The sequence below is a fragment of the Kribbella sp. NPDC104740 genome, assembly GCF_055583505.1.
Genome location: NZ_JBVJNV010000009.1, coordinates 41192 through 68000, shown reverse-complemented (window position 1 = coordinate 68000; position 26809 = coordinate 41192). Strand labels below are relative to the sequence as shown.

The 26809-nt window shown below is 70.4% G+C and carries 22 protein-coding genes; 5 read left to right on the top strand and 17 right to left on the bottom strand.

All coding sequences use genetic code 11. The features are described from left to right. Positions 1-35 precede the first annotated feature (35 nt). Positions 36-1082, top strand: a complete 1047-nt coding sequence (gene nagA, locus ACZ6Z4_RS34355) for an N-acetylglucosamine-6-phosphate deacetylase (protein WP_465574629.1) — start codon at positions 36-38, stop codon at positions 1080-1082. Here the strand turns inward: nagA and ACZ6Z4_RS34350 are convergent. The 6 genes from ACZ6Z4_RS34350 to ACZ6Z4_RS34325 form a co-directional block, all read right to left on the bottom strand. Beyond that, positions 1069-3867 carry an AfsR/SARP family transcriptional regulator gene (locus tag ACZ6Z4_RS34350; protein WP_465574626.1) on the bottom strand — a complete coding sequence of 933 codons (2799 nt, stop codon included), beginning with the start codon at positions 3865-3867 and terminating at the stop codon, positions 1069-1071. The two genes, nagA and ACZ6Z4_RS34350, sit on opposite strands and share 14 nt — an antisense overlap. Positions 3868-3955: 88 nt before the next feature. Continuing rightward, positions 3956-6838: a tetratricopeptide repeat protein gene (locus ACZ6Z4_RS34345; RefSeq protein ID WP_465574623.1), complete on the bottom strand. Its 2883-nt coding sequence runs from the start codon at positions 6836-6838 to the stop codon at positions 3956-3958. A gap of 9 nt (positions 6839-6847) precedes the next feature. Then, entirely contained in the window at positions 6848-8029 is a 1182-nt protein-coding gene (locus tag ACZ6Z4_RS34340; RefSeq protein ID WP_465574620.1) for an ROK family protein, read from the bottom strand. Beyond that, on the bottom strand, positions 8010-8876 hold the full coding sequence (locus ACZ6Z4_RS34335; RefSeq protein ID WP_465574617.1) for a carbohydrate ABC transporter permease: 867 nt from the start codon (positions 8874-8876) through the stop codon (positions 8010-8012). Before ACZ6Z4_RS34335 ends, ACZ6Z4_RS34340 begins: the two co-directional genes overlap by 20 nt. Beyond that, positions 8873-9832: a carbohydrate ABC transporter permease gene (locus ACZ6Z4_RS34330; protein ID WP_363676432.1), complete on the bottom strand. Its 960-nt coding sequence runs from the start codon at positions 9830-9832 to the stop codon at positions 8873-8875. Before ACZ6Z4_RS34330 ends, ACZ6Z4_RS34335 begins: the two co-directional genes overlap by 4 nt. A gap of 7 nt (positions 9833-9839) precedes the next feature. After that, positions 9840-11219, bottom strand: a complete 1380-nt coding sequence (locus tag ACZ6Z4_RS34325; protein WP_465574613.1) for an ABC transporter substrate-binding protein — start codon at positions 11217-11219, stop codon at positions 9840-9842. Positions 11220-11305: 86 nt separating this feature from the next. Between ACZ6Z4_RS34325 and ACZ6Z4_RS34320 the strand changes: the two genes are divergently transcribed. The 3 genes from ACZ6Z4_RS34320 to ACZ6Z4_RS34310 are packed head-to-tail and all read left to right on the top strand — an operon-like array spanning position 11306 to position 14378. After that, positions 11306-12316, top strand: a complete 1011-nt coding sequence (locus ACZ6Z4_RS34320; protein WP_465574610.1) for a zinc-binding dehydrogenase — start codon at positions 11306-11308, stop codon at positions 12314-12316. Next, positions 12316-13110 carry a sugar phosphate isomerase/epimerase family protein gene (locus ACZ6Z4_RS34315; RefSeq protein ID WP_465574607.1) on the top strand — a complete coding sequence of 265 codons (795 nt, stop codon included), beginning with the start codon at positions 12316-12318 and terminating at the stop codon, positions 13108-13110. The genes ACZ6Z4_RS34320 and ACZ6Z4_RS34315 overlap by 1 nt, the downstream gene beginning before the upstream one ends. After that, entirely contained in the window at positions 13107-14378 is a 1272-nt protein-coding gene (locus ACZ6Z4_RS34310) for an MGH1-like glycoside hydrolase domain-containing protein (RefSeq protein ID WP_465574604.1), read from the top strand. The genes ACZ6Z4_RS34315 and ACZ6Z4_RS34310 overlap by 4 nt, the downstream gene beginning before the upstream one ends. Here ACZ6Z4_RS34310 and ACZ6Z4_RS34305 read toward each other — a convergent pair. The 6 genes from ACZ6Z4_RS34305 to ACZ6Z4_RS34280 form a co-directional block, all read right to left on the bottom strand. Then, the gene (locus ACZ6Z4_RS34305; protein WP_465574601.1) at positions 14369-14635 is read right to left on the bottom strand and encodes a hypothetical protein; all 267 of its coding nucleotides are present in this window, start codon (positions 14633-14635) and stop codon (positions 14369-14371) included. The genes ACZ6Z4_RS34310 and ACZ6Z4_RS34305 overlap by 10 nt on opposite strands. Continuing rightward, positions 14632-16221 carry a citramalate synthase gene (gene cimA / locus ACZ6Z4_RS34300; RefSeq protein WP_465574598.1) on the bottom strand — a complete coding sequence of 530 codons (1590 nt, stop codon included), beginning with the start codon at positions 16219-16221 and terminating at the stop codon, positions 14632-14634. Before cimA ends, ACZ6Z4_RS34305 begins: the two co-directional genes overlap by 4 nt. A gap of 233 nt (positions 16222-16454) precedes the next feature. Next, positions 16455-16853, bottom strand: a complete 399-nt coding sequence (locus ACZ6Z4_RS34295) for a hypothetical protein (protein WP_465574595.1) — start codon at positions 16851-16853, stop codon at positions 16455-16457. A 46-nt stretch (positions 16854-16899) separates the two neighbouring features. Then, positions 16900-17991: a branched-chain amino acid aminotransferase gene (locus tag ACZ6Z4_RS34290; RefSeq protein ID WP_363676440.1), complete on the bottom strand. Its 1092-nt coding sequence runs from the start codon at positions 17989-17991 to the stop codon at positions 16900-16902. 102 nt (positions 17992-18093) lie between these two features. Beyond that, positions 18094-19146 (bottom strand): 3-isopropylmalate dehydrogenase, encoded by a 1053-nt coding sequence (locus ACZ6Z4_RS34285; RefSeq protein ID WP_465574591.1) that lies wholly within the window; start codon positions 19144-19146, stop codon positions 18094-18096. After that, positions 19143-19304, bottom strand: coding sequence for a hypothetical protein (locus ACZ6Z4_RS34280; protein ID WP_363676442.1), 162 nt, complete (start codon positions 19302-19304; stop codon positions 19143-19145). Before ACZ6Z4_RS34280 ends, ACZ6Z4_RS34285 begins: the two co-directional genes overlap by 4 nt. Positions 19305-19453: 149 nt before the next feature. Here ACZ6Z4_RS34280 and ACZ6Z4_RS34275 point away from each other — a divergent pair, with 149 nt between their 5' ends. Further along, on the top strand, positions 19454-20020 hold the full coding sequence (locus ACZ6Z4_RS34275; protein WP_363676443.1) for an O-methyltransferase: 567 nt from the start codon (positions 19454-19456) through the stop codon (positions 20018-20020). A gap of 208 nt (positions 20021-20228) precedes the next feature. On the opposite strand, the gene serA is transcribed toward ACZ6Z4_RS34275, so the two are convergent. The 5 genes from serA to ACZ6Z4_RS34250 all read right to left on the bottom strand — a co-directional run bounded on the left by serA (position 20229) and on the right by ACZ6Z4_RS34250 (position 26754). Further along, positions 20229-21827 carry a phosphoglycerate dehydrogenase gene (serA, locus tag ACZ6Z4_RS34270; RefSeq protein ID WP_465574587.1) on the bottom strand — a complete coding sequence of 533 codons (1599 nt, stop codon included), beginning with the start codon at positions 21825-21827 and terminating at the stop codon, positions 20229-20231. 99 nt (positions 21828-21926) lie between these two features. Beyond that, the gene (locus tag ACZ6Z4_RS34265; protein WP_465574583.1) at positions 21927-23162 is read right to left on the bottom strand and encodes a S1 family peptidase; all 1236 of its coding nucleotides are present in this window, start codon (positions 23160-23162) and stop codon (positions 21927-21929) included. Positions 23163-23264: 102 nt separating this feature from the next. Then, a complete protein-coding gene (gene ilvC / locus ACZ6Z4_RS34260) occupies positions 23265-24287 on the bottom strand; it encodes a ketol-acid reductoisomerase (protein ID WP_465575396.1) in 1023 nt (340 codons plus the stop codon). 55 nt (positions 24288-24342) lie between these two features. Next, positions 24343-24978: an acetolactate synthase small subunit gene (gene ilvN / locus ACZ6Z4_RS34255; protein WP_465574579.1), complete on the bottom strand. Its 636-nt coding sequence runs from the start codon at positions 24976-24978 to the stop codon at positions 24343-24345. Next, complete coding sequence (locus tag ACZ6Z4_RS34250) at positions 24979-26754, bottom strand: acetolactate synthase large subunit (protein WP_465575394.1); 1776 nt, start codon at positions 26752-26754, stop codon at positions 24979-24981. Between the last annotated feature and the right edge of the window lie 55 nt (positions 26755-26809).

Here is a 26809-nt window from a genome sequence, read left to right as displayed (position 1 = left end):
ACACCCAAGTGGGTTCAGTACAGATCGAGGGAGGTGTGGTCACCTCCCTCGGTCGGTGTGAACCCCGAGGAGAAGTCATCGATCTGGCCGGCCGTTGGCTGCTCCCCGGGTTCGTCGACACCCACTGCCACGGCGCCGGCGGCGCCGCCCTCTACTCCGGCAACCCCGACGACGTCCGCCAAGCCGCGAGAGCCCACCTGCTCAGCGGCACCACCACCCTCTTCGCCTCGGTCGCGACCATGCAGCTCGACCGCATGCTCGCCGCCGCCTCCGCGATCGCCGCCGCGAACGCCCCGAACCTCCGCGCCATCCACTTCGAAGGCCCCTTCCTCTCCCCCAACCGCCGCGGCGCCCAGACCGCCTCCGCGCTTCTGCACCCCGACGAGGACGTGTACAAGAAGCTGATCGAAGCCGCCGGGGGCCTGGCGACTTCGATGACCATCGCCCCCGAGCTCCCCGGCGCGATCGACCTGATCGCCAACCACCCCGAGCTCACCTTCGCCGTCGGCCACACCGACGACGACGGCACCTGCACCCGCCAGGCCTTCGCCGCCGGCGCCCGCACCGCCACCCACCTCTTCAACGCGATGCCGGCCATGACCCACCGCCGACCAGGCCCGGTCGGCGTCGCCCTGCTCGACGACCGGGTCGCCTGCGAACTCATTGCCGACGGCACCCACCTGTCCCCCGAGGCGCTCACCGTCGCGCTCCGCACCGCGGGCCTCGACCGCAGCATCCTGGTCACCGACGCGATGGCCGCCACCGGTCTCGGCGACGGCGACTACCAGTACGCCGACCGTCGCGTCACCGTCCGCGACCACGTCGCCCGCCTGCACGGCACCGACACGCTCGCGGGCTCCGTCCACTTCCTCTCCGACGCCCTCGCGTACGCCGTCCGGGCGCTGGACCTGACGGTGCCGCAGGCAACCGCCCTGGTCGCCACCAACGCCGCCCGCCACTACCGCCTCGACGGCCGCGGCTCGCTTGCCGTCGGCAACCATGCCGACCTGGTCGTCCTGAACGACGACCTGAGCGTCGACTCCGTCTACCTGGACGGGCAGCGCGTGGTCAGCTCGACGTGACCGGCAGTCTGAGCAGCCGTTCCCGCACCGGCTCGGCCGCCGCCGGATCGACCCGGACCAGGATCTCCGCGGAGATCGTCCACGCGTCGCGCGCCGAGCTCTCGTCGCCCGCGGCCAGCAGCGAGTCGCCGAGGTGCCACAGGCTGTCCGCCCGGTTGACGTCGTCGCCGATCGCCTGGAACAGCTCGACCGAACGGCGCAGGCAGCGCACCGCATCGGCGTAGTGGCCCAGCTCGTGGTGCGCAGTACCAAGGCAGCTGTAGGCCTTGCCCTCGCTGTAACGGTCGCCGGCCGTGCGGGACAGACGCACCGCCGCGGCGCTCAGCTCGAGCGCCTGCCGGTACTCGCCGAGCTGGACGTGCACGACGCCGAGCCCGTTCAGCGCCTTCGAGCAGAGCGTCTCGTTGGTGGTCAGCTCCAGGACACGCTCGTTGGAGCGGATCGACTCCTCGTTGCGGCCGAGGTCGGCGAGCAGGCTGCCGAGGTTGATCGACGTGCTCGCCGCGCCCTCGGGGTCGTCGGCCTCGTTCAGGAACAGGTCGACCGCGCGGTTCAGGTGCTCCAGCGCGGCGTCGTTCTCGGCGATCTCGCTGTACAGCCGGCCGATGCTGTTCAGCGTCCGGGCCAGCAACTGCGGCGCGTCCAGGCGCTCGAGGGCGATCAGCGCCGTCTTCTCCAGCGCGAGCGCCTGCCGCCAGTGACCGACCCGGGCGAGGTAGGTCTGCAGCAGCCACGACACCCGCCAGACGTACTCGTCGAGGCCTTCCTCCAGCGCGAGGGCCTGCGCCGACTGCAGCGCTTCGCGGTGCGTGGCGAACCACGCCCACGCGTCGTCGTGCCGGCTGAACTCCCGTACGACGGCGCCCGGGCACGGCGTCAGCGGCTCGATCGGGCGGCGGGTCGGGTTGAGCCGAGCCTCCGCGTTCTGGCCACTGAGCACGTAGTGGTCGAGCAGCCGGTGGATCGCGGCGCTGCGCTCCTCGCGCGGCAGCGCCTCGGCCAGCTCGGTTGCGTACAGGCGGGTCAGGTCGTGGAACGTGAAGCTGCCCGGCCCGTACGCCGCGATCAGGTTGGCCGACAGCAGCTCCGCGAGCGTACGTCGTACGACGGTGATCGGCAGGCCGGTCAGGCTCGCGGCCGTGTGCTCGTCCCAGGTCAGCGAGCGGGTCAGCGCGAGCAGCCGGAACAGGTCGGTGGCCTTCGGCGACAGCGCCTTGAGCGACCAGGAGAACACCGAGCGGACGTCGACGACCGCGTCGACCTCGGTGAGCGCGTCGAACGGGCTGCCCTCCGCGCGCAGCTGGGTGAGGATCTCGACCAGGTCGCTGTGCGACGTGACGGCGACGCGCGCCGCGATGACCGCGATCGCCAGCGGCAGCCGGCCGCACCAGTCGACGATCGCCTCCATCGCGGCCAGGTCCTCGACGCCGCGGTCGCTGCCGATCCGGCGGGCGAGCAGGCAGACCGCGTCCGCGGCGGGCAGCACGTCGAGCTCGATCAGCGCGGCGCCTTCGGTGACCGCGAGGGCGCGCAACTGGTGCCGGCTCGTCACGATCACGAAGCTGTCGCCGCCGGGCAGCACCGGGCGGATCTGCTCGATGTCGCGGACGTTGTCGAGCACGAACAGCATCCGCCGTCCGGCCACCAGACTGCGCAGGTACGCCGCTTGCCGGTCGGGGTCGGCGGGCACCTGCTCCGGGCGGACGCCGAGCGAGTCGAAGACCGCGCCGAGCGCCTCCTCGGCGGTCAGCGGCGGTCGGGCGGCGTCGAAGCCGCGGAAGTTCAGGTAGATCTGGCCGTCGGGGTAGCGGTCGGCGATCCGGTGCGCCCAGTGCACGGCGAACGCGGTCTTGCCGACGCCGGCCATCCCGGTGATCACCACCGCGCCGTCCACAGCGAGCAACTCGTCAGCAGCAGCCAGCTCATCCGTCCGCCCGGTGAACCCGCGCAGATCCGCCGGCAGCTGAGCAGGCACCGGTACAGCTTGCTCGGGACGCTTTTCAGGTGGCCGCGGCTTCTCCCCCGGCAGCAGCGTCGGGTCAGCGCGCAGGATCCGCTCCTGCATCGTCCGCAGCCCGTGCCCGGGATCGACGCCGAGCTCCTCCGACAGCAGCTCCTGCGACGTCCGGTACAGCGCCAGCGCGTCCGACTGCCGCCCGTGCCGGTACAGCGACAGCATCAGCAGCTCCCGAAACCGCTCGTTCAACGGGAACTGCCGGCTCAGCTCGGACAGCACGGCCTCCGCATCGGCGTGATCGCCGAGCTCGATCTGCGCGACCACCTTCGCCTCGACCGCACCCAACCGCTGCAGTTCCAGATGCCGCCGCTGCGCAGCCACCGACTCCCCCGGCACACCGGCCAGCGGCGTCCCGTGCCACAACGCGAGCGCCTCGTCGTACCGGGCCACCGCGCCGACCAGCTCCCCGGCGCTCGCCATCTCCTGCGCGGCCCGCACGCTCTCCCGGAACGCCGCGAGATCCAGGTTCTCCGCGCCGGTCCGGATCAGGTACCCGCTGCCCACCGAGACGATCGCGGGCTCACCGTCGACCGGCCCGAGCGCCTTGCGCAGCCGGTACACGTACGTCCGAAGCACCTGCTCCGCCGACGCCGGTACGTCGTGCTCCCACAGCGTGTCGATCAGCTCCGCGGGCGACGCGGCCACCCCTTCGCGCAGCAGCAGCGCCGACAGCACCGCCTGCTGCTGAGGCGCCCCGAGCCGCAGCTCGTCGTCTCCCCGCCAGGCCCGGACAGGACCGAGTACGGCGAACCTCAACCGATCCGCCACCCGCATCCTCCTCCCGCTCGCCCGGCCACTGGACCACGTTACTCCCGCGCGAGACGTCGTCTCACCCAGTGACCACTCCGGCCGGCCATCACCCGCCGGTGGCCTCCTGGGAGGAGCCCGAAGGAAGCTTGGCCAACCGTGCTCGCACCGCTTCGGCGTCCGGGGAATCCACCCGCAGCAGGATCTCGTAGGACGCCGTCCAGGCCGCACGGGCTTCGTCGGCACGCCCCGACGCCAGCAGGACGTCGCCGAGCCGCCAGAGCCGGTCGGCCTCGTTGTACTCGTCCTCCATCGCCGCGAACAGGTCGACGGACCGGCGGAACCCGTCGACGGCCTCGTCGAACCGGCCGAGCCCGAAGTACGCCGCCCCGAGCCACGTCCACACGTTCGCCTCGCCGTACCGGTCGTCGGCCCGACGGGCCAGGCGCAGCGCTTCCTCGCCCACCTCGAGCGCCTGGTCGTACCGTCCCATCAGATGGTGGGCCGACGAGATGCCGTTCAGGGCCTTGGACCGCAGCACGTCGTCGCCGGTCCACTCCAGGACCTGCTCGTTGAACCGCAGTGCCTCCTCGTGCCGCCCCTGCTCGAGCAGCAGTCCGCTGAGATTGATCGCCGCGCCGGCGGCACCGTCGGGATCGCCGGCCTCGTCGAGAGACATCTCGAGCGCCCGCTGGAGCTGCGCGAGGGCGAGGTCGGGCTCGTGCAGCTCCCGGTGCAACCGGCCGATGTTGTTGAGCGTCCGGGCCGTCAGCCCGAGATCGCCCAGGCGTTCCAGCGCGGCCAGCGCCTGCTGCTCGAGACCGAGCGCGACCCGGAAGTCCCCGATCCTGGTGAGGTAGGTCTGCAGCACCCACGACAGGCGCCAGACGTGATCGTCGAACCCCTCCGTCACGCTGACGCCGAAGGCCGCCAGCAGCGCTTCGCGGTGGGTGACGAACCAGGCCCAGGCGGCGTCGTGCCCGTCGAACTCCTGCCCGGCGACGGCCGGGCCCGCGATGATCGGCTCGATCCCCCGGCGGGCCGGGTTGAGCAGGGCCTCGGCGTTCTGTCCGCTGATCACCAAGTGGTCCAGGAGGCGGCGGAGCGCGGCATGCCGTTCGTCGGCGGGCAGGTCGGCCGCCAGCTCCACGGCGTACAAGCGGAGCAGGTCGTGAAAGGTGTAGCGGCCGGGGCTGTCGGCGATCAGCAGATGGGCCGCCAGCAGCTCGGCCAGCAGCCGGTTGACCACCCGGAGCGGCTGCGCGCTGAGGCTCGCGGCGGTGTACGCGTCCCAGCTGAGCGAGTGCGTCAGACCGAGGAAGCGGAACAGGCCGGCGGCTTCGGGCGTCAGGGCCTTCAACGACCAGGAGAACACCGACCGGACGTCGACCGCCAGCTCCGGTTCGGCCATCGCGTCGAACCGGCTGGCCTCGCCGCGGAGCTCGGCCAGGATCCGGGCCGGATCGCTGTTCGGCGCCGACGCCAAGCGGGCCGCGACGACGGCGATGGCGAGCGGTAGCCGGCCGCACCATTCGACGATCGCCTCGATCGCCTTGAGGTCCGGCTCGGTGAGCCGGCGGCGGCTCCGGCGGACCAGCAGACCGGCGGCCTCCTCAGCCGACAGGACGTCGAGCTCGATCAGGGCGGCGCCCTCCAGCACGGCCAGCGCCCGCAACTGGTGGCGGCTGGTGATAACGACGAAACTGTCGCCCCCGGGCAGCAGCGGCTGGATCTGCCCGATGTCCCCCACATTGTCGAAGACGAACAGCAGCTTGCGGCCCGCCACCAGGCTGCGCAGGAGTGCCGCTTGCTGGTCGAGGTCGGCAGGCACCTGTTCCGGCCGGACGCCGAGCGAATCGAAGACGGCCCGCAGCGCTTCCTCGGGCGTCAGCGGCGGACGGGAAGGGTCGAAGCCACGGAAGTTCAGGTAGAGCTGACCATCCGGGTAGCCGGTGGCCGCCCGGTGCGCCCAGTGCACGGCGAAGGCCGTCTTGCCCACGCCGGCCATGCCGGTGACGACCGCGATCGCGACCTCCGAGTCCTCACCGACCGAGGTCAACGCCTCGGCCGCGGCGAGCTCCTCGGACCTCCCGGTGAACACCCGCAGATCTGCCGGCAACTGAGCCGGCACGGGCCAGACCGTCGCCGGCTCACCGCCCGGCGCCTGCCCCTTCCCGGCCGCGGCGCGGTCCGGTGCCGCGCTGTTGTCCTGGTCGGATCCGCTGTCCGGAAGCAGCCCTGGGTCGGCCCGGAGGATCCGCGTCTGCATCGTCTGCAGGCCGGGCCCCGGGTCGACACCCAGCTCGCCGGCGAGCAGCTCCTGTGTCTCGCGGAACACGGTCAGCGCGTCCGACTGGCGCCCGTACCGGTACAGCGCCAGCATCTGCAGCTCCCGGAACCGCTCGTTCAGCGGGAACTGCGACACCAGTCCGGTCAGGGCGGCGACCGCCAGGCCGTAGTCGCCGTTCTCGATCAGCTCGACCGTCCTGGCCTCGAGCGCCGCGACCCGCTGGACCTCGAGATGCCGCCGGTGCACCTCGACGCCGGCACCGGGCAGGCCGGCCACCGGCTCACCCCGCCAGCAGGCGAGTGCCTCGTCGTACAGTGCCAGCGACCGCGTCCGGTCGCCGGCCCGGCTCGCCTGCTCGGCTTCGCGCACGCGCTGCCGGAACATCGCCAGGTCGAAGTTCTCCGGCCCGGTCGGGATCAGGTAACCGTTGCCGACCGACACGATCGCGGGCCCGTCACCGATCGTGCCGAGGACTTTGCGCAGCCGGTAGACGTACGTCCTCAGCACCTGCTCGCCCGACGGCGGGACGTCTTCACCCCAGATCATGTCGACCAGGTCTGCCGTGGTCGTCAGGTTTCCCTCGTGCAGCAACAAGGTCGCGAGGACCGCTCGCTGCTGCGGCGAGCCGATGCGTAACTCACGCTCGCCGCGCCACGCCCGAACCGGTCCCAGGACGGCGAACCTCAGGCGCTCCTCGACCACGCCCCTACGCTATCGCGCGGCATTCCCGAGCCGAGCGTCGACCGCCGCCGGCGAGTACACCTCGTTGACCACCAGCCGGGCCATCCCGTCCAGCGCCGCGTGGTCGGCCAGCTGCCCGGTTGCGACGGTCAGATGACGCGTGGCCCGCGGCAACGTCGTCTGGTAGAGCACCTCGTGCACCCCGGCGACGAAGTCCGTGTGCGCGAGATCTCCTGCGATCATCAGCACACCCGGATTGATCAGGCTCACCACGGTCGCCAGCACCTCGCCGACCCGCCGCCCGGCGTCCCGGGCGAGCCGCAACGCGTCCGGCTGCCCCGACTGCAGCAACGCCCGGACGTCGGCCCCCGACCGCGCCGGAACGCCCAGCTCGGTCAGCGCCGCCGCGATCGCTCCTCCGCTGGCGACCGCCGCGAGACACCCGATCGACCCGCACTGGCACTTCGCGTCGCCCGCGTCCCGGACCCGGACGTGCCCGATGTCCCCGGCGCCGCCGTCGATCCCGCGGAACACGCTGTCCCCGATCACGACGCCCGCGCCGATCCCGGTCGACACCTTCACCAGAACGAACGCCGGGCTGCCGGCGTACCCGGCAGAGTGCTCGCCGAGCGCCATCGCGTTCGCGTCGTTGTCGACGAACACCGGTACGCCGTACTGGCGGTGCAGGTGCTCGCGGATCGGGTACTCGTCCCAGCCCGGCATGATCGGCGGCCGGATCACCAGCCCGGTGTCGAACTCCACCGGCCCCGGAACGGACACCCCGATCCCGGCCAGCTCGCCGACCGTCCGCCCGGCCGCCACGAGCAGGTCGTCGAACCAGTCGGCCAGCGTGTCGAGCACGACGCCGGGGCCGTCGGCAATCACCAGCTCGCCGGAGTGCTCAGCCAGGACACCACCGGCCAGGTCCATCAACGCAGCGCGCGCATGCCGTGTGTCCAGGTCAGCCGCCAGTACGACGGCATGCTGCTCGTCGAACCGCAGTACGGTCGGCGGCCGGCCGCCGGTCGAGGCAGTCGAACCTGCCTCGACCAGCCAGCCGTTGCCGAGCAGCGGCTCCAGCCGCTGGCCCAGCGTCGAGCGCGACAGACCGGACAGCTCCTGCAGCTCGCCACGGGTCCCGGCCTGGCCGGTCCGGACGAGGTGCAGCAGCCGTCCCGCGGACGTCGTCGCGTCAGCCCTTGTCTGCCCCACTCGTCAGCCCTTCCGTCAGCAACCGTTCGGCGCCGTAGAACATCAGTACCACCGGCAGTGTCAGTACGACGGATCCTGCCATCAGCACGGTCTTCGGCACCTCCACGCCGTTCGCCAGCTGCTGCAGCCCGAGCGAGACCGTCCAGTGGTCCGGCTCGGCGGCCAGGAACAGCAGCGCGAACAGGAACTCGTTCCACGCGATCATGAAAACGTACAGGGCGGTGGCCATCACCGACGGCGCCGCCAGCGGCAGCACCACCTTGCGCAGGATCTGGAACCGGGACAGCCCGTCCAGCGCCGCCGCCTCCTCGATGCTGATCGGCACGGTGCTGAAGTAGCTGCGCAGCATGTAGATCGCGACCGGCACGGTCTGCGCGATGTACACGATGATCAGCCCGACCAGGCTGCCCTGCAGCCCGGCCTTCGCGAACATCACGAACAGCGGCACCGCGAGCAGCGTCGCCGGGAACAGGTAGACGCCGAGGAACAGCGCGCTGACCTTGCGGTGCCCGGTGAAGCGCAGCCGGCTGACGGCGTACGCGCCCGGGATCGCGACCAGCAGCGTGAGCAGCATCGCGCCGATCGCGACCACCGCGGAGTTGCGCAGCATCAGCGGGAAACCCTGGCCGCCGTTCTCGACCGAGGTCAGCACCGACCGGTACGAGTCGAGGCTGAACTCCTGCGCCGACACCCAGATCCGCCCGGGGTCGAGCAGCAGCGCGTCGATCGGCTTCACCGACAGCAGGACCATGTAGTAGAAGGGGAACAGCGTCGCCACCACCAGCGCGGCGATCACCACCCAGCGCATGATCCCGAAGAACTTGATCTGGAACGCGTCCCTGGTCATGCCTGGTCCTCCTGCACCTTGCGTCCGAAGAACCTGAAGTAGAGGCCCAGCAGCACGATCAGTACGACGGCCAGCACGACAGCTTGGGCCGACGCCAGTCCGACGTCGAAGCGCGCGGTCAGGAACCGGTACACCCGGACCGCGACCACGTCGGTGCCCGCGCCGCCGCCGGTGAGCAGGTACACGTCGTCGAACTTGTTGAACGTGAAGATGAACCGCAGCACCGCGAGCAGCGCGACCACCGGCATCAGCTGCGGCAGCAGGATGAACCGGAACCGCTGCCACGGCGTCGTCCCGTCGACCACCGCCGCCTCCTCGAGGACCGGCGGCACCGCCTGCATCCGGGCGATCAGGAACAGGAACGCGAACGGGAAGTAGCGCCAGGTCTCGAACGCGATCACCGTGAACAGCGCCATCGGGACCGGGACACCGAGTACGTCGTACGAGCGCTGGGTCAGGAACGCGATCGGGCGGTCCCAGCCGAGCCACTCGACGCCGACGTGGTTCACGACGCCGAGGTCGGGGCTGAGCAGTACCTGCCAGACGAACGCGACGGCGACCACCGGAGCGACGTACGGGAGCAGCATCGCGCCGCGGATCAGGGCCCGGCCGCGGAACGGCTTGCGCAGCGCGAGCGCGGCGACCAGGCCGACCACGATTGAGCCGAGCGTCGAGCCGACCGTGTAGACGACGGTGGTCCACAGCGACGACCAGAAACCGGGCGAGCTGAAGACGCGTTCGAGGTTGCGCAGCGTCCAGTGGCCCCACAGGCCCTGGCTCTGGATGTCGACCAGGCGGACGTTCTGGAACGCCAGCATGATCGTCCACAGGATCGGCAGTACGACGACCACCAGCACGATCACCAGCGTCGGCGAGACCAGCGTCAGGCCGGCCCGGTTCTCCTCACGGCGGAGCGGGTTCTTGCGTGCTCGGCGCGCTTCGGTCACAGTTGTCATCTCCGCCTCACCCGAGCGAGTCCTGGATCGCGGCGACGTCGTCGGTCGCCTGCTGTGCGGCTTCGTCGGCATCGACCTGCCCACTGGCCAGCGCACTGATTGCCTTCGGCACCGGTAGTTCGCCGAGCGTGGCGCCGACCAGCGCGCCCTGCCCCTGCGTGATCCCCCAGCGCTGCATCTTGCCGATGCCGCCGCGCAGCTCGGCGATCACCGGCGCCGGGTAGATCGCGGCCAGCGGCTTGCGGGTGTCGACGCCGATGTCGGCCTTGTCCCAGGCCTGGTCGAACTTGTCCGGGTCGGCCGCCGTCCCGTGCCGGACCGGGAACTTGCCCTCGGCCGCCATCCCGAACCAGTCCTCGTAGCCCTGGTCGAGCATGTACTCGACGAGCTGCTCCGACGCGTCGGCCTTCGCGGTCTTCGTCACCGTCCAGCCGGTCACCTCACCGAACTGCGCCGGCTCGGCGCCGTCCGGGCCCTGGACCGCGGTCACGACACCGGTGTTGCGGGCCAGCCAGCCCTTGTCCTTCGCGCACGGCTCGCAGCTCGGCAGCGCGTCCTCGCGCAGCCCGGCCAGCTCGTCGAGCAGGAACGAGGACCAGACCACCATCGCCGACTTCCCCGCGAAGTACGACGCGCGGGTGGAGTCGACGGTCTGGGTGCCGGCCGCGGAGTACTTGGTGGCCAGGTCGCCGTAGAAGCGGAACGCCCCCTGGCACGGCGGGCTGTCCAGCGTGATCTTGCCCTGGGCATCGACCAGCTGACAGTTGTTGGCCAGACCGAAGTACTCGAAGCTCTGCTGGGTGAACGGGTCGGCCGGGTCGGTGGCGATCGAGATGCCCTCGGTGCCGTCCTTGTCGAGCGTCTGCGCCGCTTTCTCGATCGCGGCGTACGACGTGGGCTCGGCCAGCCCGGCCTGCGCGAACAGGTCCTTGCGGTAGTAGAGCAGCTGCGTCCAGCTGTCCGACGGTACGGCGAGCTGCTGATCGCCGTTGCGGGTCAGATCGAGCGCGCGCTGGTCGAAGGTCTTCGGCCCGAGCTCGTCGACGACCTGGCCGGCCGCGTCGGGGTTGAGCAGACCGTTGCTGGACAGCTGCTGGATCGCGGCCAGCGGGACCGCGCCGATCACGTCCGGGAGCTTCCCGGCGGCCGCGGCGGACATCACCAGCTGGCTCAGCTGCGGCTCGTCGACACCGACCAGCTTCACCTGGATCCCGGTCTCGGCGGTGAACTTCTCGAAGATCGCCCGGGTGGTCTCCAGCCGCCCGGACACGTTCTCGAGCGACCACACGGTGATGCTGCGCTCGTCGCCGGCGGTGGAGTCGTTCCCGCACGAACTCAGCAGCAGGAGCGCCGTCGCCACGGAGAGCGCCCTGATGAAGCGTGACATCTATCCTCCTGAGGGAGCTGACTTACGCATAACATCAGGACTATTGTATTTTGACAAGACCTAAGTCTGTCGCTCTGGAGGTTTCCGTGGCTCGCGTCGTGCAGTTCTCCGCTCCCCGGGTGGCCGAGGTGGTCGACTTCGACCCGCCACCGCTCCCGCCCGGTCACGTCCGCGTCCGTACGGCGTACTCCGGCATCTCGGCCGGCACCGAGCTCACGGCGTACCGGGGGACGAACCCGTACCTGACCCGCACCTGGGACGCCGACGCGCGGATCTTCCGCGACGCCGAGGCGGGCGTCGCCTTCCCGGTCGTCGGCTGGGGCTATTCGGAGTCCGGCGAGGTCACCGAGGTCGCCGACGACGTCGCCGGGCTGTCGGTCGGCGACCAGGTCTGGGGCATCTGGGGCCACCGCAGCGAAGCAGTCCTCCCCGCCGACAAACTCACCGGCCACCAACTTCCCACCGGCGTCTCCCTCGCGGCAGCCTCCTTCACACGAGTCGGCGCCATCGCCTACAACGCGATCCTCTCGGCCCGCATCACCCTCGGCGACGTGGTGGCCATCTACGGCCAAGGCGTGATCGGCCTCCTGGCCACTCGGCTCGCCACACTTTCCGGCGCACAAGTAGTCACCATCGACGCCGTCGAAGCCCGCCGTGAGGAGTCCCTGAGATACGGCGCTGTTGCTTCCTTCGCCCCCGGCACAGCTGCAGAGCAGATCCATCCGGTGGACACCGCAATCGAGCTGTCCGGCGTCTACCCCGCCCTCCACGAGGCCATCCGCTCGGTCGGCGTCGGCGGGCGCGTGGTTGCCTCCGGCTTCTACCAGGGCGACGGCAACGGCCTGCGCCTCGGCGAGGAGTTCCACCACAACCGCGTCGAGCTGATCAGCTCACAGATCGGCGGCGTCCCGCCCGAGGTCGCCAACCGTTGGTCCGTCGACCGCCTTCAGCGCGGCTTCCTCGAGCTGGTCGGCCGCGGCGCGGTCGACCCCGAGCCGTTGATCACCCACCGCGTCCCCGTCGAAGACGCCGCCGACGCCTACGTCCTGCTCGACACGCGTCCCGGTGACGCCCTGCAAGTAGTACTGGAGTTCTGATGAAGATCGCATGCCAGGAGCAACTGTTGCCGGGGGCGACGTTGCCGGAGAAGTGGGAGTTCGCCACCGCCGCCGGGTACGACGGGATCGAGCTGCGCGGCAAGGGCGACCGCAGCTTCCGCGACCGGCTGCCGGAGCTGCAGAAAGCGCAGGCCGAGGGCGTCGTGATGCCGACCGTCTGTGTCGACATGCTGCACTTCTTCGGCGCCTTCGACGCCGTCCAGCGCGCCGACGCGATCGTGCAGATGAAGGACGAGCTGACCGTGATCGCCGAGCTCGGCGGGCTCGGCGCGCAGACGCCGACGTCGTACGGGATGTTCTCGCGCCGGCTCCCGCCGTTCGAGCCGCCGCGCGACGAGGCCGGTGACCGCGAGGTGCTGCTCGACGGCCTGCGCGAGCTCGGCGAGCACGCCGCGGCCGCGGGCGTCGAGCTGTTCCTCGAGCCGCTGAACCGGTACGAGGACCACATGATCAACCGCCTCGACCAGGCCGCCGAGCTGATCCAGGCGGTCGGGCTCGACTCGGTCAAGATCGGCATCGACAGCTACCACATGAACATCGAGGAGACCGACCCGTCCGCCTCGATCGTTGCCCAGGCGCCCTACATCGGCCACGTCCAGCTGAGCGACTCCAACCGCTTCCAGCCCGGCGCCGGCCACCTCGACTGGGCCGCGTTCCTCGGTGCACTCGATGCCATCGGCTACGACCGCTACCTCGCCGTCGAGTGCCGTCTCACCGGCGACCCGGTCGAGGCCGTGCGGTCCATCCCGTCGGTGGTCAGGCGGTACGTGTGAGTTTGCGTCAAGCTGCTGAGCGGGTGCTGCTGGGCAACTGGATCGGGCACTCGACGGTCCCGTCGCGGTCGCTGTACCCGCACCAGTGGAGCTGGGACTCGGCGTTCATCGCGATCGGTCTGCGGCACCTGTCACCGCGTCGGGCCCAGGTCGAGCTGGAGTCGCTGCTCGGCTCCCAGTGGTCCGACGGCCGGATCCCGCACATCAGTTTCTCCCCCGCCGTTGCCCGCGACGCCTACTTCCCCGGCCCCGACTTCTGGCAGGCCACCACGGTCGGCGGCGTCGAGACCTCCGGCATCATCCAGCCGCCGGTCCACGCGCTGGCGGCCTGGCTCACCCACCAGGCCGACGAGGCCGAGTCCGTACGCCGGAACTTCCTGCCGCGCGTCTACCCGAAGCTCGTTGCCTGGCACACCTATCTCCGCACCCGCCGCGACCTCGGCGGCCACGGCCTGGTCGCGATCGTGCACCCGTGGGAGTCCGGGATGGACAACAGCCCGGCCTGGGACGACGCGCTCGCACGCGTCACCCCGGCACCGCTGGACTCCTTCACCCGCCAGGACACCAACCACGCCAACCCGACCGACCGCCCCACGAACCTCGACTACGCCCGCTACGTCCAGCTCGCGGCGACGTACCGCGATCACCAGTACGACGACGCGACCACGCCGTTCGAGTTCGCCCTGGAGGACCCGGCGTTCAACGCGCTGCTCATCACTTCGGAGCACGCCCTCGCCGACATCGCGGAGTACCTCGGCCTGGACCCCGCCCACCACCTGAAGGCGGCAGAAGAACTGACCCATGCCCTGGGACAGCTCTTCTCAGAAGATCTGTTTCACGCCCGGGACCTGCACACAGACCTCGTGCCGGCACGCACGATCTCCGGGCTGATCCCCCTGATCGTCCCCGGTCTCCCCCAGGCCGCCGACCTGCTGGCCACCGCCCGCAGCGACCACTTCAAGCTCGGCCAGGTCCACCTCGTCCCCAGCTACGACCTCACCGGCCCCGCCTTCGAGCGCAAGCGCTACTGGCGAGGCCCCAGCTGGTTCAACACCGCCTGGCTGATCCACCGCGGCCTCCAAGCAGTCGGCGCCCACGCAGACGCCGAACACGTCAAAGACGACCTGCTCGCGCTCGCCGGCAGCACCGACTTCGCCGAGTACGTCGACCCGTACGACGGCTCGCCGCGCGGCGCCCAGACCTTCAGCTGGACCGCCGCCCTCGGCCTCGACCTGCTGGAGTCGCAGAACGCGCCGACTCAGCTGTAGCTGACGTCCAGCACACCGACCACCTTGTCGAGCCGGGCCGCCACCCGGCCGGCGTCGAACCCATTGCCCTCGACAACGATCCGCAGCTCGCACCGCTCCAGGCACAGGTTGATCGTGCGCACGTCGTACGGGTTGAGCAGCACGGCGATCCGCGCGAGCAGTCCCGTCGTCTCGACGATCTGCGCGGTGAAGACGGTCATCGGGCGCTCGACCAGCTCAGGCCCGGCGTACTCGGGAGCGGAAACGACAGCAGTCATCGCACTACCTCCTTGTGGCGCAGCAAACCGAACGTGACCCCGTCGACCAGCGCCTCCCAGGACGCCTCGACGATGTTGTGGCCGACCCCGACCGTCACCCAGGACCCCTCGCCGTCGGCGGTCTGGATCAGGACTCTGATCACCGCGTCCGTCCCGTGTCCCTGGTCGAGGATCCGCACCTTGTAGTCCACCAGGTCGAACTTGTTCACCACCGGGTACGCGCGCTCGATCGCCGCCCGCAGCGCGTGGTCGAGCGCGTTGACCGGCCCGTTCCCCTCACCCGTCACGACCTCGCGGTCGCCACCGGCGACCAGCTTCACCGTCGCCTCGGAGACCGCCTCTCCCTCGGCACGCGACTCGGTGATCACCCGCCACGACTCGACGTCGAAGAAGCTCGCCCGCTCGCCGGTCACCTCCTCGGTGAGCAGCAGCTCGAACGACGCGTCCGCCGACTCGAACGTGTAGCCGCGGGCCTCCATCTCCTTCACCCGCTCGGTCACCCGCCCGACCAGTTCCTTGTCGTTGCCGAGGTCGAACCCGAGCTCGCGACCCTTCAGCTCCACGCTGGCCCGCCCGGCCATCTCCGAGACGAGCATCCGCATGTCGTTGCCGACCAGCGCCGGATCCGTGTGCTGGTAGAGATCCGGGTCGACCTTGATCGCGCTCGCGTGCAGCCCGGCCTTGTGCGCGAACGCCGACAGCCCGACGTACGGCTGCCGGGCCGACATCGGCACGTTGGTGACCTCGGCGATCGCGTGCGCGATCCGGAACGACTCGGCCAGCTTGCCCGGCGGGAGCAGCTCCATCCCGCGCTTCAGCTCCAGGTTCGCGACCACGGCGAGCAGGTCGGCGTTGCCGGTGCGTTCGCCGTACCCGTTGACGGTGCCCTGCACGTGCGTCGCCCCGGCCTCCACTGCCGCGATCGAGTTCGCCACCGCGCACCCACCGTCGTTGTGGGCGTGGATGCCGAGCCGCGCCCCGGTCGTCTCCAGCACCTCCCGTACGACGTCCTGCAGCTCCCGCGGCAGCGAGCCGCCGTTGGTGTCGCAGAGCGCGACCACGTCGGCGCCGGCCTCGGCCGCGACCCGGACCACCTCGAGCGCGTACGCCTTGTTGGCCTTGAAGCCGTCGAAGAAGTGCTCGGTGTCGAGGAACACCCGCTGCCCGTGCTCGCGCAGGTGCTTCACGGTGTCGGCGACCATCCGCAGGTTCTCGTCGAGCGTCGTGCGCAGCGCCCGCTCGACGTGCGCGTCGTGGCTCTTGGCAACCAACGTGACGACGCCGGCTCCGGAGTCGCGCAGCGCGGCGACCTGCGGGTCGTCGGCTGCGGCCGCACCCGGCTTGCAGGTCGCGCCGAAGGCCGCGAACGTCGCGTGCCGCAGGTGCAGCTCGGTACGGGCCCGCGCGAAGAACTCGGTGTCCTTCGGGACCGCGCCCGGCCAGCCGCCCTCGATGAAACCGACGCCCAAGTCGTCCAGGTGCTGCGCGATGGCGATCTTGTCGGCCACGGACAGCGCCAGACCCTCCTGCTGCGCACCGTCGCGCAGGGTGGTGTCGTAGACGTGGAACTCGTCGGGTCTGCTCACGGGGGTCGCCTTCCGGTGGATGGGGGCATCAGGCAAACAAAAAACCTCCCGCAAGGTGCGAGAGGTCTGCGCGCTCAGGTACTGCTGCTGAGCGCGCCTAGCCAATAATGACCCGGAAGTTCTTCATGACATTTTTCAGTCTGCCACAGCAGGTCGTGACCAGGCCGGAATGTCTCGAAAAGCGAACATCCAGTACGGCGTGCAGTACTACGGCGTGCGCCGCAGTCCAGATCTCAGGCCGTGAGAGACCATTCAGGGGTGTCCCAGGCGGTGTAGAAGTCGTCGCGGTCGAGCGCCCGCAGGCCCCACTCGTCGCGGTCCAGGGCCTGGTCGGTCAGCCCGCCCTGCTCGTCCTCGAGCCGCTGCCACCAGTACCGGGTGATGGTCCCGTCCTCGCTGACGTGCAGCTCGCGGACGACGACCCACTCGCGTTCGTGCCAGACGGCCTCGAACAGGCGGTCGGTCCCGTCGGCGTCGGCCTTGGCGCCGAACGTGCGCGCCGCCGTCCCGCGGTCGAGGTCGCGGATCAGCTCGACCGAGGCGCGAAACGCCGCCCGGGTGTCGTCTTCCCACTCCCGCACCCGGGCGAGTTCCGCGTAGTACCGCTCGACGTCGTCCGGTAGGTCGCTCATGGCCGCGACCCTACCGAACCGACCTGAAGGAATTCTGTGAAACCGGTCAGCAGATCCGGGTCATCCAGCCGTGGGTGTCCTTGGTGCGCCCGTACTGCAGGTCGAGCAGCGCACTACGGACCGCCGCGGTCACCGGGCCACCGTTGCCGTCGGCGACCTGGACCTCGCCGCCGTTCCACTTCAGCGACGCGACCGGGGTGATCACGGCCGCCGTACCGCAGGCGAACACCTCGCTGATCCGGCCCGACGCAGCGCCGTCGCGCCACTCGTCGATCGAGATCTTCCGCTCGGTGACGGTGTGCCCGAGGTCGGTGACCAGCTTCAGGATCGAGTCCCGGGTGACGCCCTCGAGGATCGTGCCGGACAGCTCGGGGGTGACCACGGAGCCGTCGTCGAGCACGAAGTACAGGTTCATCCCGCCGAGCTCTTCGACCCACTTCTTCTCGACCGCGTCCAGGAACGCGACCTGGTCACAGCCCTGCTCGATCGCCTCGGCCTGGGCCAGCAGCGACGAGGCGTAGTTGCCACCGGTCTTGGCCGCGCCGGTCCCGCCGGGGGCCGCGCGGGTGTACTCCTCGCTGAGCCAGATCCGGACCGGCTTGACGCCCTTGGCGAAGTACGAGCCGGCCGGGGACGCGATCACGCAGTACGTGACCTGCGCGGACGGGCGGACGCCGAGGAACGGGTCCGAGCCGAACATGAACGGCCGCAGGTACAGCGAGGTCTCGCCGCCGCCGGGGACCCATGCCTTGTCGATCTCGACCAGCTTGGTCAGCGAGTCCAGGAACGCCGCCTCCGGCAGCTCCGGCAGCGCGAGGCGCTTCGCGGAGCGGTTGAACCGGGCCGCGTTCGCGTCCGGGCGGAAGGTGTGGATCGAGTCGTCGGGGTGCCGGTAGGCCTTCATCCCCTCGAAGATGGTCTGGGCGTAGTGGAACACCGAGGTCGCCGGAGACAGCTCCAGCGGCCCGAAGGCGGTGATCCTCGCGTCGTGCCAGCCGTTTTCCCGGTTCCAGGTGGCGATCGCCATGTGGTCGGTGAAGTACTGCCCGAACCCCGGGTTCGCCAGGATCGAGGCGCGCTGGTCGTCGCTGGCCGGTTGGGTGTTGGGCTCAACGGAGAACTGCAGATCGGCGCTCATGAGCGCACCGTACCTCTCGATGCAGTGGTCAGGCGAGCGCCGCAGACAGCGCCCACCCGACCGCCGGAGCATGCTGTCCGGCAGTCGAGCGAAGACATCTCATCACCCGGCCGCGCGCTTGGCGATCGCGTCACCGATCTCCGACGTCGAGCGGGTGCCGCCGGCGGTGCGCTCCTCGATGTCCGCGGTCACTGCGGCCTCGATCGCGGCCGCCGCCTCGGTCAGCCCGAGGTGGTCGCAGAGCAGCGCGGCGGACAGGATCGCCGCGGTCGGGTCGGCCTTCTGCTGACCGGCGATGTCCGGCGCGGAGCCGTGCACCGGCTCGAACATGCTCGGCGCGGTCTTGTCCGGGTTGATGTTGCCGCTCGCGGCCAGCCCGATGCCACCGCTGATCGCGGCCGCCAGGTCGGTGAGGATGTCGCCGAACAGGTTGTCGGTGACGATCACGTCGAACCGGGCCGGGTCGGTGACCAGGAAGATGGTCGCCGCGTCCACGTGCAGGTAGTCGACCGCGATCTCCGGGAACTCGGTCGCGACCGCGTCGACGGTCCGCTTCCACAGGTGCCCGGCGTGCACGAGCACGTTGTTCTTGTGCACCAGCGTGAGCTTCTTGCGCGGCCGGGCCTGGGCCCGCGCGAACGCGTCCCGGACCACCCGCTCCACGCCGTACGCCGTGTTGACGGAGACCTCGGTGGCGATCTCGGCCGGCGTCCCGACCCGCAGGGCGCCGCCGTTGCCGACGTACGGACCCTCGGTGCCCTCGCGGACGACGACGAAGTCGACCTCGCCCGGGTCGGCCAGCGGCGAACCCACCGACGGGTAGATCTTCGACGGGCGCAGGTTCACGTAGTGGTCCAGGGCGAACCGGAGCTTGAGCAGCAGCCCGCGCTCGAGCACGCCGGACGGCACCGACGGGTCACCGACCGCGCCGAGCAGGATCGCGTCGTGCTGACGGATCGCCTCCAGCTCGGCGTCCGGCAGCGTCTCGCCGGTGGCGTGCCAGCGCTTGGCGCCCAGGTCGTACTCGGTGCGCTCGAACGTCACGCCGTGCACCGCGCTGACCGCGTCGAGCACCTTGAGGGCCTCGGCGGTCACCTCCGGGCCGATCCCGTCGCCTCCGACGACAGCCAGCGTGAAGTTCTTCTGAGTGCTCACTTCTTGGGTTCTCCCCCGTTGTCGCGGCGGTTCATGGCTTCTTGGACGGCCCGGGCCTCGGCGGCGGTCTCGCTGCTCGCACGCGGCCGGCGACGCCGGGCCGCCTTGCGCTCGCGGCCGTCGATCGCGGGCCAGTTGGCTGGGTACATGTCGTACATGCTGCTCCTCCCGGAAAGGGGATTGCGGGCGGCAGGGTGTCTCAGAATTTACTCTGACGTCCGACTATTTCACCACAATGCGGGCACTCTGTCCCGAAATGTGAGATACCAGTGACAGTGCTGGACCGAAGCTGTGCAACTCTCAACCGGTGAGCGCTCCTCCAGAACTGCCGCCGCTGGTGTCGGCGGCCCTCAGCCTGTCCGGCCGGCGCGGTTTCGTGTCCTCGACCCGCAACGAGACCGGCCGGCTGCTCGCGACGCTGGCGGCGTCGCGCACCGGTACGGTCGGCGAGCTCGGCACCGGCTGCGGTGTCGGCTCGGCCTGGCTGCGCAGCGGCGTGGCCGAGGGCACCAAGATCGTCACCGCCGAGAGTGACCCCGAGCTGGCCAAGGCGGTGGCCGAACTGTTCGCCGCCGACGAGCGGATCGAGGTCGTCGAGGCGGACTGGACCGCGCTGATCGAGCGCGGGCCGTTCTCGCTGCTGTTCGTCGACGCGCGGGAGGCGAAGCTGTCCGCGCGGGACGTGGTCGCGGAGGTCGTCGAGCCCGGCGGGTTCGTCGTACTGGACGACTTCACCCCGTCGGCGGTGTGGCCGCCGATGTACGAAGGTCGCGTCGACACGCTGCGTCAGGAATGGCTGATGGACAGCCGGTTCACGACGGTCGAGGTGATGGTGGCGCCGGACGCCGCCGTACTGCTGGCCACCCGCCGCTGACCCTCCCCTCAGATCTCTCCTCCGCCAAGTCGCGGGGAAGATCCGAGGTGGCGGGGCGAAATCAGGTGGGCCCGAGCCACGCCTCCCGGGTGGGAGGGGCTCGGGCCCTGGCCGGCCGCCATGCGCCTGCGGGCGGCAGGCCGGTCCTGCCTTTCCAGTGTGACGGTCTCCTGGGGTCAGTGCTCCCCCAGGAGTGTCACAGTCCTGCTCAGGCCTCCAGGTCCACCGTGCGCGCGGTGTCGGCCTGTACGGCGGACGCGATGTCGTCGAGCTTCGCCGGCGGGATGCTGGAGTCGACGCTCAGCGCGACCAGCGCCTTGCCACCCTTGCGGTCCCGGCTGACCTGCATGCCGGCGATGTTGATGTCGGACTCGCCGAGGATCCGGCCGACCGCACCGACGATGCCCGGCCGGTCCTCGTAGCTGAGGAACGCCAGGTGCGCGGACAGCTCGATCTCCAGGTCGAACCCGTCGATCTCGACCAGCCGCTCGGACTGCTTGACGCCGACCAGCGTGCCGGACACCGACACCTGCCCGCCGTCGGCCAGCGTGCCGCGCAGGGTGATCAGGTTGCGGTGCTCCGGGCTGTCGTGGTCGGTGACGAGCCGGACCTCGAGGCCCCGCTCGGCGGCCAGCAGCGGCGCGTTCACGTACGACACGTTGTCCTCGACGACGTCGGCGAAGACACCCTTCAGCGCCGCCAGCTCGAGCACCTTCACGTCGTACTGGGTGATCTCGCCGCGGACCTCGACGTCGAGCTGCTGCGCGACGCCGCCGGCCAGCGCGGTGAAGATCCGGCCCAGCTTCTCGGTCAGCTGGATGCCCGGGCGGACCTCCTCGGCGATGACGCCGCCCTGGACGTTGACCGCGTCCGGGACCAGCTCGCCGGACAGCGCGAGGCGGACGGACTTGGCGACGGCGATGCCGGCCTTCTCCTGCGCCTCGTCGGTGGACGCGCCCAGGTGCGGGGTGGCGACGACGTTCTCGAACTCGAACAGCGGGGAGTCGGTGCACGGCTCCTTGGCGAACACGTCCAGCCCGGCGGCCGCGACGCGGCCCTCCTTGAGCGCGGAGTACAGCGCCTGCTCGTCGACGATGCCGCCGCGGGCGGCGTTGACGATGATCACCTCGGGCTTGACCTTGTGCAGCTGCTCGTCACCGATCAGGCCGATCGTCTCCGGCGTCTTCGGCAGGTGCACGGAGATGAAGTCGGACGCGGCCAGCAGCTCGTCGAGCGAGGCGAGCCGGACGCCCATCTGCGCGGCGCGACCGGCCTGCACGTACGGGTCGTAGGCGATCACGTTCATGCCGAAGGCGGCCAGCCGCTGCGCGACCAGGACGCCGATCTTGCCCAGGCCGACGATGCCGACGGTCTTCTCGAACAGCTCGACGCCGGAGTACTTGCTGCGCTTCCACTCGCCGTTCTTCAGCGACTGGTCGGCGGCCGGGACCCGGCGGGCCGCGGCCAGCAGCAGCGCGACCGCGAGCTCGGCGGCGGACACGATGTTGGAGGTCGGCGCGTTCACGACCATCACACCGGCCTGGGTGGCGGCCTTGACGTCGACGTTGTCGAGGCCGACGCCGGCGCGGGCGACGACCTTGAGCTTCTTGGCCGCGGCCAGGGCCTCGGCGTCGACCTTGGTGGCGCTGCGGATCAGGATCGCGTCCACGTCGGCGATCGCGGGGATCAGCTCGGCGCGGTCGGCACCGTTGGCGTGCCGGATCTCGAAGTCCGGCCCGAGGGCCTCGACGGTGGCGGGAGACAGCTCTTCGGCGATCAGGACGACGGGTCGGGTGGCGTCAGTCATGACAGACAACTCCTGCTGGAAGCGGTAGGGGGCTCGAAAAGATCAGAGCACCGCGCTGTGCCCGCTGAAATCGATGCTACCAAACGCCGAGGGTGACGCTCAGTCGGTGTCACACCCTGAACGGTTGGCCAGCGTCTGGGCACCGTCGATCCGCAACCGCTGCTGCTCACGGACCAGGTGGTACCGGATCCGCAGCTGCGCGCAGGTCTGCCCGTTGGCCTGCGTGCTGGTCGGCGAGAACAGCACCGTGAAGGTCATGTCGGCGTCCGCGTCGCTGGCCGCCCCCGACGCCGCGACCTTCTCGATCACCGCACCGAACGCGTACGACGTACCGTGCTTGCTCGCGTCGACCTTCGCCGAGCTGCGGCCGCGCAGCCGGGTCGAGTAGGTGGTCTGCATCGCCACGAAGTCATGCTTGTTGAGCGCGTCGAGGTACTCGCCGAGCGCGGTGCTCACCTCTCCCGCCAGCGGCGTGTTCGCCACCGCGAGATCGGGCTCGACCGGCGTCTGCGGCCCGCGGGACTGGCAGGTCTTGACCGGCTCGGGGAAGAGCCCGCTGACGCTCCGGGCGAACGGCAGCGACGCGGTCGGAACGATCTTGCCGGCGGCAACGGTGTCTCCGGTGAACACCCCGATCAGCCGGCCCTTCCGGTCGACCACGGGCGCGCCGAGCGCACCGGCGTCCACCACCCCGGCGAGCTCCCTCGGCTGCTCCGCGGTGCCGGCCGGAACCACCACCTGCTCGCCGCCCAGGTCGTACCCGACCACCGCCCGCTCGGCCTTCGGGTCGGGCACCTTCTGCTCGACGCCGGCCATCGGCTTGTCCACCGGCCCGGCCATCGACAGCAGCGCGACGCCGTCCGAGGTGCTGCCGTTCACGGTCGCCCGCCGGACCGCACCGTCCTGGAGCAGCACCGCCACCGAGATCGGCGACCGGATCGCCGACGCCGCGGTCAGCACCATCCCACCCGGCAGCAGGACGCCGGACGCTTGCCCGGTGCCTTCGCAGGTGGTCGCCAGCACCCGTACGACGGCGGGGCCGACGGCTTCCTGCACGTCCTTGGCGTCGAGGCTCAGGCTGTCCGCCCGCACCAGCCACCCGGCGGCCGCGCCCAGCACGAGCACGAAAGCCACCAACGGAAAGACGAAACGGGGCCGAAACCTGGGTGGGAGCTCGCCCGCCCCGCTCCCCGCGCCGGCGCCGCCGGCCGCGGCCACGCGGCGGCGCGGCTCGATCGTCGTCCGGGGGCCACTGGTCTCGGGGGCGTTCTCCGCCGCCCAGCTCGGGACCCGGCGCGGCGGGCGCGGCAGCTCGCGGCGGCCCTGCTCACCCATCGCCTGCCCTCCCCTGTCCGGTCCAGTCCCGATTCTGTCAGAACAGACGGACGCCCGGGTCACTCAACGTGACCCGGGCGTCCGGTACGGCGTACGGCTGGATCAGCGCGCCGCGGTGCCCTCGACGTAGTCGTCGGCGTCGTGCGACTTGACCCACGCCATCAGCGCGCGCAGGTCCTTGCCGACGGCCTCGATCGGGTGCGTCTCGCTGGCCTTGCGGAACGCGGCGAACTCCGGCGCGCCGGCGTCCTGGTCGGTGATGAAGCGGTCGGCGAAGGTGCCGTCGACGATGTCGTTCAGCACGTCCTTCATCCGCGCCTTCACCGACGCGTCGATGATCCGCGGGCCGGAGACGTAGTCGCCGTACTCGGCGGTGTCGGAGACCGACCAGCGCTGCTTGGCGATGCCGCCCTCGTACATCAGGTCGACGATCAGCTTCAGCTCGTGCAGGCACTCGAAGTACGCGACCTCCGGCTGGTAGCCGGCCTCGGTCAGCGTCTCGAACCCGGCCTGGACCAGCGCCGAGACGCCACCGCAGAGGACGGCCTGCTCACCGAACAGGTCGGTCTCGGTCTCCTCGGTGAAGGTGGTCTTGATACCGCCGGCGCGCAGGCCGCCGATGCCCTTGGCGTAGGCCAGCGCGAGGTCCCACGCCTTGCCGGTCGCGTCCTGCTCGACCGCGACCAGGACCGGGACGCCCCGGCCCTCGGAGTACTCGCGACGGACCAGGTGACCCGGGCCCTTCGGCGCGACCATGAAGACGTCGACACCGGCCGGGGGCTTGATGTAGCCGAACCGGATGTTGAAGCCGTGGCCGAAGACGAGCGCGTCGCCGTCGACCAGGTTCGGCTCGATGGCCTCCTTGTACAGCGCCCGCTGGGCCGGGTCCGGCGCCAGCACGACGATCACGTCGGCCTCCTCACAGGCCTCGGCCGGCGAGACGACGCGCAGACCCTGGGCCTCGGCCTTGGCGCGGCTCTTGGAGCCTTCCGGCAGGCCGACGCGGACGTCGACGCCGGAGTCGCGCAGCGACAGCGCGTGGGCGTGGCCCTGGGAGCCGTAGCCGAGAACGGCCACGTGCTTGCCCTGGATCACCGACAGGTCGGCGTTGTCGTCGTAGAACATCTCTGCTGCCACTTCTACTTCTCTCCTCTGAAATGTTTGATTTTCAGTTCGATTGTCACCGGACAGCAGGGCGGTGGCCCGGCGGAGGTCCAGGAACTGGATGGCTGGAAGTCGCCATCTCGGCGGCCGGGCGGGCCTGCAGCGCCGGGGCGCCGTTGGCCACGTGCGGCGGCGGGACCGGGACCGGGCGCAGCGAGCGGTCGGAGATGGACCGGCCACCGCGGCCGATCGCGACCATGCCGGACTGGACCAGCTCGCGGACGCCGAACGGCTCCAGCACCCGCATCATCGCCTCGAGCTTCTCGGGGTTGCCGGTCGCCTCGATGGTGATCGCGTCCGGGGCCACGTCCACCACTTTCGCACGGAAGAGCTGGACGGTCTCCAGCACCTGCCCGCGGGTGAGGGTGTCGGCCTTGACCTTGACCAGCACCAGCTCGCGCTGCACGGTCTGGGTCGGCTCCAGCTCGACGATCTTGATCACGTTCACCAGCTTGTTCAGCTGCTTGGTGATCTGCTCCAGCGGCTGCTCCTCGACGCTGACCGCGATCGTCATCCGGGAGATCTCCGGGTGCTCGGTCGGGCCGACCGCGAGCGAGTCGATGTTGAAGCCGCGGCGCGAGATCAGCGCCGCGATCCGGGCCAGCACACCGTGCTTGTTCTCGACCAGGATGCTCAGCGTGTGCTTGGACATTTACAGCTCCTCCGAGTCCCAGTTCGGGGCCATGTCGCGGGCGATCTGGATGTCGTCGTTGCTGGTGCCGGCGGCAACCATCGGCCAGACCATCGCGTCGCGGTGCACGACGAAGTCGACCACCACCGGCGCGTCGGTGACCGCCATCGCCTTCTCGATGGTGGCGTCGACGGAGTCGCGGTCGGAGCAGCGCAGGCCGACCCCGCCCATCGCCTCGGCCAGCTTGGCGAAGTCCGGGATCCGGGCCGAGTGCAGGTCGGTGTTGGAGTAGCGCTTGTCGTAGAACAGCGTCTGCCACTGCCGGACCATGCCCAGCGACTGGTTGTTGATCACGGCAACCTTGATCGGGATGCCCTCCAGCGCGCAGGTGACCAGCTCCTGGTTGGTCATCTGGAAGCAGCCGTCGCCGTCGATCGCCCAGACCGTGGCGTCCGGCCGGGCCACCTTGGCGCCCATCGCGGCCGGCACCGAGTAGCCCATGGTGCCGAGACCGCCGGAGTTCAGCCAGTTCAGCGGCTTCTCGAACGGCAGGTAGTGCGCCGCCCACATCTGGTGCTGGCCGACGCCGCTGGTGTAGACCGCGTCCGGCCCGGCGATCTGGCCGATCCGCTGGATCACGTACTGCGGGGAGAGCGTGCCGTCGTCGGGCTCGTCGTACCCGACCGGGTACTTGGCCTTCACCGAGTCGAGCAGGTTCCGCCAGGCGGTGTAGTCCGGGGTCTTGCCGTTGCTCGCGATCTCGGCCTTCAGCGCACCGATCAGGTCGCCGATGACCTCCTTGCAGTCGCCCACGATCGGCACGTCGGCGGCCCGGTTCTTGCCGATCTCGGCCGGGTCGATGTCGGCGTGGATGACCTTGGCCTCCGGCGCGAACGACGACAGCTTGCCGGTCACCCGGTCGTCGAAGCGGGCGCCGAGCGCGATCAGCAGGTCCGAGCGCTGCAGCGCGCCGACCGCCGAGACCGAGCCGTGCATGCCCGGCATGCCGAAGTGCAACTCGTGCGTGTCGGGCAGGGCGCCGCGGGCCATCAGCGTGGTGACCACGGGGATGCCGAGCAGCTCGGCGAGCTCCTTCAGCTCGGTCGAGGCCTTGGCCCGGATCACGCCGCCGCCGACGTACAGGACCGGCTTCTCGGCCGCCGCGATCAGCCGGGCCGCCTCGCGCACCTGCTTGGGGTGCGGGCGGGTCACCGGGCGGTAGCCGGGCAGCGAGAGCTCGGTCGGCCACTGGAAGTCCACGGTGGCCTGCATCGCGTCCTTGGTGACGTCGACCAGGACCGGGCCGGGCCGGCCGGTGGCGGCGATGTGGAACGCCTCGGCGATCGTCGAGGCGATGTCGTTCGGGTCGTTGACCAGGAAGTTGTGCTTGGTGATCGGCATCGTGATGCCGCGGATGTCGGCTTCCTGGAACGCGTCGGTGCCGATCGAGGCGCTGGCCACCTGGCCGGTGATCGCCACCATCGGGACCGAGTCCATGTAGGCGTCGGCGATCGGGGTGACCAGGTTGGTCGCGCCCGGGCCCGAGGTCGCCATGCAGACGCCGACCTTGCCGGTGGTCGACGCGTAGCCCTGGGCCGCGTGCCCGGCGCCCTGCTCGTGACGTACCAGGATGTGGCGGATCTGGGTCGAGTCGAGCATCGGGTCGTACGCCGGGAGGATCGCGCCGCCCGGAATGCCGAAGACGGTGTCCACCCCGGCGTGTTCCAGTGCGCGGATCAGAGCCTGTGCCCCGGTCAGCTGCTCACTCATGAGTGCCTTCCCTTGTCCAGTCACGATGTTGGCTTGCTCGCGACCGATCCATCCTCGCTCGTGGTCGTTGTCGCGCGGCCTC

What these genes read in the sequence shown, in the direction of transcription:
- ACZ6Z4_RS34335 (WP_465574617.1), bottom strand. Translation starts at nt 8,876, where the DNA reads ATGACCAGGGACGCGTTCCAGATCAAGTTCTTCGGGATCATGCGCTGG.
- ACZ6Z4_RS34330 (WP_363676432.1), bottom strand. Translation starts at nt 9,832, where the DNA reads ATGACAACTGTGACCGAAGCGCGCCGAGCACGCAAGAACCCGCTCCGC.
- ACZ6Z4_RS34325 (WP_465574613.1), bottom strand. Translation starts at nt 11,219, where the DNA reads ATGTCACGCTTCATCAGGGCGCTCTCCGTGGCGACGGCGCTCCTGCTG.
- ACZ6Z4_RS34315 (WP_465574607.1), top strand. Translation starts at nt 12,316, where the DNA reads ATGAAGATCGCATGCCAGGAGCAACTGTTGCCGGGGGCGACGTTGCCG.
- ACZ6Z4_RS34305 (WP_465574601.1), bottom strand. Translation starts at nt 14,635, where the DNA reads ATGACTGCTGTCGTTTCCGCTCCCGAGTACGCCGGGCCTGAGCTGGTC.
- ACZ6Z4_RS34295 (WP_465574595.1), bottom strand. Translation starts at nt 16,853, where the DNA reads ATGAGCGACCTACCGGACGACGTCGAGCGGTACTACGCGGAACTCGCC.
- ACZ6Z4_RS34290 (WP_363676440.1), bottom strand. Translation starts at nt 17,991, where the DNA reads ATGAGCGCCGATCTGCAGTTCTCCGTTGAGCCCAACACCCAACCGGCC.
- ACZ6Z4_RS34280 (WP_363676442.1), bottom strand. Translation starts at nt 19,304, where the DNA reads ATGTACGACATGTACCCAGCCAACTGGCCCGCGATCGACGGCCGCGAG.
- serA (WP_465574587.1), bottom strand. Translation starts at nt 21,827, where the DNA reads ATGACTGACGCCACCCGACCCGTCGTCCTGATCGCCGAAGAGCTGTCT.
- ACZ6Z4_RS34265 (WP_465574583.1), bottom strand. Translation starts at nt 23,162, where the DNA reads ATGGGTGAGCAGGGCCGCCGCGAGCTGCCGCGCCCGCCGCGCCGGGTC.
- ilvC (WP_465575396.1), bottom strand. Translation starts at nt 24,287, where the DNA reads ATGTTCTACGACGACAACGCCGACCTGTCGGTGATCCAGGGCAAGCAC.
- ilvN (WP_465574579.1), bottom strand. Translation starts at nt 24,978, where the DNA reads ATGTCCAAGCACACGCTGAGCATCCTGGTCGAGAACAAGCACGGTGTG.